The sequence below is a fragment of the Herminiimonas fonticola genome (assembly GCF_040395855.1).
GTDB classification, from domain to species: Bacteria; Pseudomonadota; Gammaproteobacteria; order Burkholderiales; family Burkholderiaceae_D; genus Oxalicibacterium; species Oxalicibacterium fonticola_A.
This window is the reverse complement of record NZ_JBEBPO010000121.1, coordinates 1-5648: the sequence shown is the minus strand read 5'-3', so window position 1 is coordinate 5648 and position 5648 is coordinate 1. Positions and strand designations below refer to the sequence as shown.

General features: G+C 58.4%; 7 protein-coding genes. All 7 read left to right on the top strand.

Features of this window, described 5'->3' with window-relative positions; translation table 11 throughout:
- Nucleotides 1–1311, top strand: a 1311-nt coding sequence (gene mdcA, locus ABWP27_RS11845) for a malonate decarboxylase subunit alpha (RefSeq protein WP_353157043.1), incomplete at its 5' end; no start/stop codon positions are given.
- An 8-nt stretch (nt 1312–1319) separates the two neighbouring features.
- A complete protein-coding gene (gene mdcC / locus ABWP27_RS11840) occupies nt 1320–1634 on the top strand; it encodes a malonate decarboxylase acyl carrier protein (RefSeq protein ID WP_353157040.1) in 315 nt (104 codons plus the stop codon).
- The gene (locus tag ABWP27_RS11835; protein ID WP_353157037.1) at nt 1631–2527 is read left to right on the top strand and encodes a biotin-independent malonate decarboxylase subunit beta; all 897 of its coding nucleotides are present in this window, start codon (nt 1631–1633) and stop codon (nt 2525–2527) included. Before mdcC ends, ABWP27_RS11835 begins: the two co-directional genes overlap by 4 nt.
- Entirely contained in the window at nt 2527–3243 is a 717-nt protein-coding gene (gene mdcE, locus ABWP27_RS11830; protein WP_353157035.1) for a biotin-independent malonate decarboxylase subunit gamma, read from the top strand. Before ABWP27_RS11835 ends, mdcE begins: the two co-directional genes overlap by 1 nt.
- The gene (gene mdcG, locus ABWP27_RS11825; protein WP_353157032.1) at nt 3224–3895 is read left to right on the top strand and encodes a malonate decarboxylase holo-[acyl-carrier-protein] synthase; all 672 of its coding nucleotides are present in this window, start codon (nt 3224–3226) and stop codon (nt 3893–3895) included. The genes mdcE and mdcG overlap by 20 nt, the downstream gene beginning before the upstream one ends.
- On the top strand, nt 3895–4818 hold the full coding sequence (mdcB, locus tag ABWP27_RS11820; RefSeq protein WP_353157030.1) for a triphosphoribosyl-dephospho-CoA synthase MdcB: 924 nt from the start codon (nt 3895–3897) through the stop codon (nt 4816–4818). The genes mdcG and mdcB overlap by 1 nt, the downstream gene beginning before the upstream one ends.
- Before the next feature lie 15 nt (nt 4819–4833).
- The coding region (locus ABWP27_RS11815; protein WP_353157027.1) for an ACP S-malonyltransferase at nt 4834–5648 on the top strand (815 nt) is incomplete at its 3' end.

Genomic DNA, 5648 nt, shown 5'->3' with positions numbered 1-5648 from the left:
CGGCTGGTTGCGACGGGAAAAATCAATATTGGTGCGATTCACACCTATCTCGAACTGTTCGGACGCTACTTCATCGATCTGACGCCGCGTGTGGCGCTGGTTGCCGCACAGGCGGCGGATCGGCAGGGAAATCTTTACACGGGGCCCAACACCGAAGATACCCCGGCCATCGTGGAAGCGACGGCCTTCAAGAACGGCATCGTGATTGCACAAGTCAATGAAATCGTCGATGTGCTGCCGCGTGTCGATGTGCCGGCAGACTGGGTGGATTTTGTCGTGCAGGCGCCGACGCCGCATTACATCGAACCTTTGTTCACACGTGACCCTGCATTGATTTCCGAAGTGCAGGTGTTGATGGCGATGATGGCCATCAAAGGCATCTACGCTGAATACGGTGTGGAACGGATCAATCACGGCATTGGTTTTGATACCGCCGCGATCGAATTGATCCTGCCAACCTACGCCGAGTCGCTGGGTCTGAAAGGAAAAATCGGACGGCAGTGGGCCTTGAATCCTCATCCCGCACTGATTCCTGCGATCGAAGCCGGTTTTGTGGAGTCGGTGCATTCTTTCGGTTCGGAGCTGGGCATGGAGCGCTATATCGAAGCGCGCCCGGATGTATTTTTTGTCGGGCGCGACGGGACTATGCGCAGCAACCGTGCGATGAGTCAGGTGGCCGGCCATTATGCGTGCGACATGTTTATCGGTTCGACGCTGCAGATCGATTTGCAGGGAAACTCATCGACAGCAACGCTGGGACGGATTTCCGGCTTTGGCGGTGCGCCGAACATGGGCTCGGATGCACGCGGCCGGCGTCACCCAAGTGCGGCCTGGCTGAAGGCGGGCGAGCAGGCGCGTCACGGCAAGAACATGATCCCGCGCGGACAAAAATTGGTAGTGCAAATAGTGGAAACCTTCCGTGAGCACATGCAGCCGGCGTTTGTCGAGCAGCTGGATGCCTGGCAACTGGCCGAGCAGGCCAAACTGGCGATCCCGCCGGTGATGATTTACGGCGACGACGTGACGCATATTCTGACGGAGGAAGGCATCGCCAATCTGCTGTTGTGCCGCACCGAGGAAGAGCGCGAACAGGCGATACGCGGCGTCGCCGGTTATACGCCGGTCGGCATGGCACGCGACAAGAAGATGGTGGAAAACCTGCGCGATCGCGGCATTATCCTGCGCGCCGAAGACATGGGCATAGACAAGCGCATGGCGACGCGCGACCTGCTGGCAGCGAAAAACATGAAAGACCTGGTGCGCGCATCCGGCGGTTTGTATGCGCCGCCCAAACGCTTCAGGAACTGGTGAAGAAAGATATGGAAACCTTGAATTTTCGTTTTGAAAACGGTACCCGACGTGTGACGCCGCATGCCGAGCTGGTTGGCGTGGTGAGTTCGGGCAATCTTGAAGTGCTGATCGAAACGGCGGCCTTGAACGGCGGCTGCGAAGTGGAAGTGAAAACGGCTGCGGTGGGGTTCGCTGCAATCTGGCGGGCAGTGATAGCGGATTTTAATCTGCGCTGGTCGCTGGCCGATGTCCGCATTTCAATCAACGATGTAGGCGCCACGCCTGCCGTCGTCAGCCTGCGTCTGGATCAGGCGGTGGAATCAATGATGGGAGCAAGGGCATGAGCAGTTATCTGGAAGCCAATGCACGCCAGCGTATCCATCAGTTGCTCGACGAAGGTTCGTTCAAGGAATTCCTGCCGCCTGCGCAGCGCATCGTCAGCCCGCATCTGGCACAACTGGATACGCCGGTATCGTTCGACGATGGTGTGGTGATCGGCAGCGGCACCTTGCTGGGAGCAAAGGTGCTGGCCGCATCGCAGGAAGGCGGCTTCATGGGCGGCGCGGTGGGCGAGGTGCATGGCGCGAAACTTGTAGGTTTGTTGAAGCGCGCCATCCAGGATCGCGTGGACGGCGTGCTGCTGTTGCTGGAAACCGGCGGCGTGCGCCTGCACGAAGCGAATGCCGGCTTGATTGCGGTATCGGAAGTGATGCGCGCGGTACTCGATACGCGTGCCGCCAATATTCCGGTCATTGTTTTGGTCGGCGGCTCCAACGGCTGCTTTGGCGGCATGGGTATCGTGGCCTGTTGCGCCAATGCGATCCTGATGTCGGAAGAAGCGCGGCTGGCGATGTCGGGCCCGGAAGTGATTGAAACCACGCATGGCGTTGAAGAATTCGATTCCCGCGACCGTGCGCTCGTGTGGCGCACGACAGGAGGCAAGCATCGCTACCTGCTGGGCGATTGCGACGCCGTGCTGGCGGACGATATTGATGCATTTCGCCATGCTGCCAGCGCGACGCTGCAACGCTGCAGGCAGAGTTCGGCTGAACTCACGCTGCAGGCGCTTGAATCCGAACATGCATTGCTGAGCAAGCGTTTGGCAGATTTCGGCCAGTTGTCCGAGCCTATGGATATCTGGTCCGATCTGGGTATTGCGAACCCTGCTGCATTGCCGATGCTGGAAGCCGAAGCCTTCATGCAGCAGGTCTCATCCTTCCGTCTGGGAGAACGATAATGGAATGGCAGAAACTTGCTGCGGAGTTGTTCCCGGAAGGGCATAACATCGTTGAGCGCGATTTTTTCCTGCGCGGTAACGCGACAGTCGTCGGCCATGTCGTTACCGTCATAGGTACTACCGGCCACACTCCCATAGGGGTGGAAATTGCGCTGGCGCAGGCCAATGCCATTCTCGAAACGATGCGTGAATTTCCCGGACGCCCGCTGATCATACTGGTCGATACGCAAGGCCAGCGCCTGCGGCATCGTGATGAAATGCTGGGCATCAATCGCTATATGGCGCATCTGGGTAAATGCATCGATCGTGCGCGCCGCAATGGCCATCCGGTGCTTGGCCTGGTCTACGATCAGGCGCTGTCCGGTGGTTTCATCACGAGCGGCCTGATGGCAGATGCCTGTTATGCGCTGCCGGAGGCCGAAATCCGCGTGATGGGTTTGCCGGCCATGGCGCGCATTACCAAGGTGCCGGAAGAAACACTGCGCGAACTGGCGAAGTCGAATCCGGTGTTTGCTCCCGGTGCAGAAAATTATCTGAACATGGGCGGCGTCGAAGCGATCTGGCACGATGATCTGGCATCCTGTTTGTCTAATGCGCTGCAACAGACAGGTGCAATCGATCGCCGCAGTGAACGCGGACTGGAAAGAGGCGGGCGCAAAATGGCGCGCCCGGTTATCCAGGCCGTGCTGGCCGACCATGATGTTTTACCGTCATAACCGCGTCTGGCTATCTGCAAATGGATGGCGGGCTGCATGTGAAAAGCTGCCGGCTGCACATGTAAAAGAATTGATGCGATGGGCTGAAAATGGCTGGCCGGCCATCGTACGCCGCAACGATGCCGATGCACGGCCAGATATGCTTTATCTGGGATTGGCGCCACCGCCTGAACCAGGTACCGGCACGAAGATACGGATTCCCTTTTCAGCCGGCACGGCGGACATCGTCCGTCACGAAGCGCCGCTGGCGCTTATGGGCGCAGAATCTGCGCTGCCGTCAGTATGGCGTTGTGCATTTTCCGCATTGGCAGCAGCGGCAAGCAGCAAGGGACTGGAATTTCGCGTCTATGGCTCCGTCGCGCTGCAGGCAATAACGGGATTGCCTTATCTGGCAACTTCTTCCGACATAGATATTCTTTTTTATCCGTGTACGCATGCACAGCTTCAGGAGGGCATGGCTCTTCTGCAACTGTATGCAAAACAATTGCCGCTGGATGGAGAAATCGTTTTTCCTTCCGGGCGCGCTGTGGCATGGAAGGAGTGGGCGCAAGCGCTGGAAAATCCGGGACGGTTGCGGGTGCTGGCGAAAGGCATGTCGAGTCTGAGTCTTGTGCCGGCCACAGACTTGCTGGCGGAACTGGAGCAATCTTAGTGAAACCATCGACCTATTCATTTCCTGTTCGATCCCGGGAAGTTTCTGGCAGTGTCGCTGTCCGGGCATCTTCGGCAAACAGGCTGCTGCGCAATGCGTGCCTGGCAACGGCCGGCATCGCCATAGGAAGCCTGCACGCAGAACTGGTGCTGTATCCGAAGCCCGGCCTGGTTTCTCTTATAGACAATGGCAGCCATGCCGACATGGATGCCGGCCTGTTCATGCGCAGTCTCTTTTCGCTGCGCCATTACTTTGTCCAGGCGGCGCACGCGGGGGCAGCGGATGCACCGTTTGCTGTGTTGAAGAAACTCGGTATTCAGGCAGAGCAGCGCATGCTGACAGCAACCGGTGGTATTAATACGCATCGCGGTGCCATTTTTTCTCTGGGCCTGCTCTGTGCCGCAGCCGGGTATTGCCACGGTCACGGCTTGCCTTTGTCGGAAAGTACATTACGCACAATCCTCATCACGCAGTGGGGGAGTGCGCTGGAGGCGCACTCGATGCCACCGGTGTCCGGCACGTCTCACGGCATGCGTGTTGCACATCTTTATGGTGTTAGCGGTGCACGTGAAGAAGGTGCAAAGGGCTTTCCGGCGGTGTTCGATATCGGTGTGCCGCAGTTGCGTAATACCATCGCCGCAGGGCGTTCGTCATATCATGCGCAGATCGATGCCTTGTTCGCCTTGATGGCGCATATGGCAGATACCAATATTTATCATCGTGGCGGGCCGGATGGCGCCGTGCTGGCCAGGCAGACTGCACAAGATTTCATCGCGCTCGGCGGCACAGCACATCCTCACTGGCACGATACTGCGCTGAATTGCCACCGGCAATTCGTGGGCAAAGGTTTGTCGCCGGGCGGCGCAGCAGATATGCTTGCCGCAAGCTGGTTTGTGCATCAGGCAAGTCTAGGGATGGAATGAAACGACAGGAACAGAATGGCTAATCGCATTGCGATCCTGTGTTCGGGGCAGGGAGGGCAGCACGCGGGCATGTTCGACCTCCTGCGCGAAGATGTTCGTGCCAGCCAGTTGCTGCAGACATGGCCGCTGGAAGAACTATGCGGACATGCACTGCCGGATATCCTGTCGGACGAGCACCTGATGTTTGCCAATCCGATTGCACAACCGCTGGTGGTCGCGAGCATATTGGCAAACTGGGAAGCCATCAAAGGGCTTATTCCCAAGCCTGTGATTACGGCCGGTTACAGCATAGGCGAACTGGCATCCTGGTCGGTGGCGGGTGCGCTGGCTCCGGAGGAAACGATCAGGCTGGCTGCGTTACGCGCCAAGCTGCTGCAGGCGTGCATTACGCCTGAACAGCCACAAGTGATGCTGGCCGTTTCGCTATCGCAAGCCCTGATTCAGATGGCAGAGCTGGAACCCGTGCTGCGCGCGCATGGTTTTTTCGTTGCGATTGAGGTCGATGAAGATGCAGTGATTACCGGCGGATTGCTGGGCAATGCCGACGCGCTGGAAGCAGCCGTTAGCGCAGCCGGCGGCAAGGTAACTCGCCTGCCAATTGAAATCGCTTCGCATACGCCATGGATGCGCGATGCGGTCGCACCGTTTGAGCACGCGGTGACGGCGAGCGGCATCAACAATCCGCTATTTCCCGTTCTGGCAGGAATTTCCGGCGCACGCCTGCATGGCAAGGATGCCGCAGCGCCCGCATTGTCACGCCAGCTTGCCGAACCGATACGCTGGCAAGGCGTGATGGACAGCCTGGATGAAGCAGGAGTGACGATGGCGAT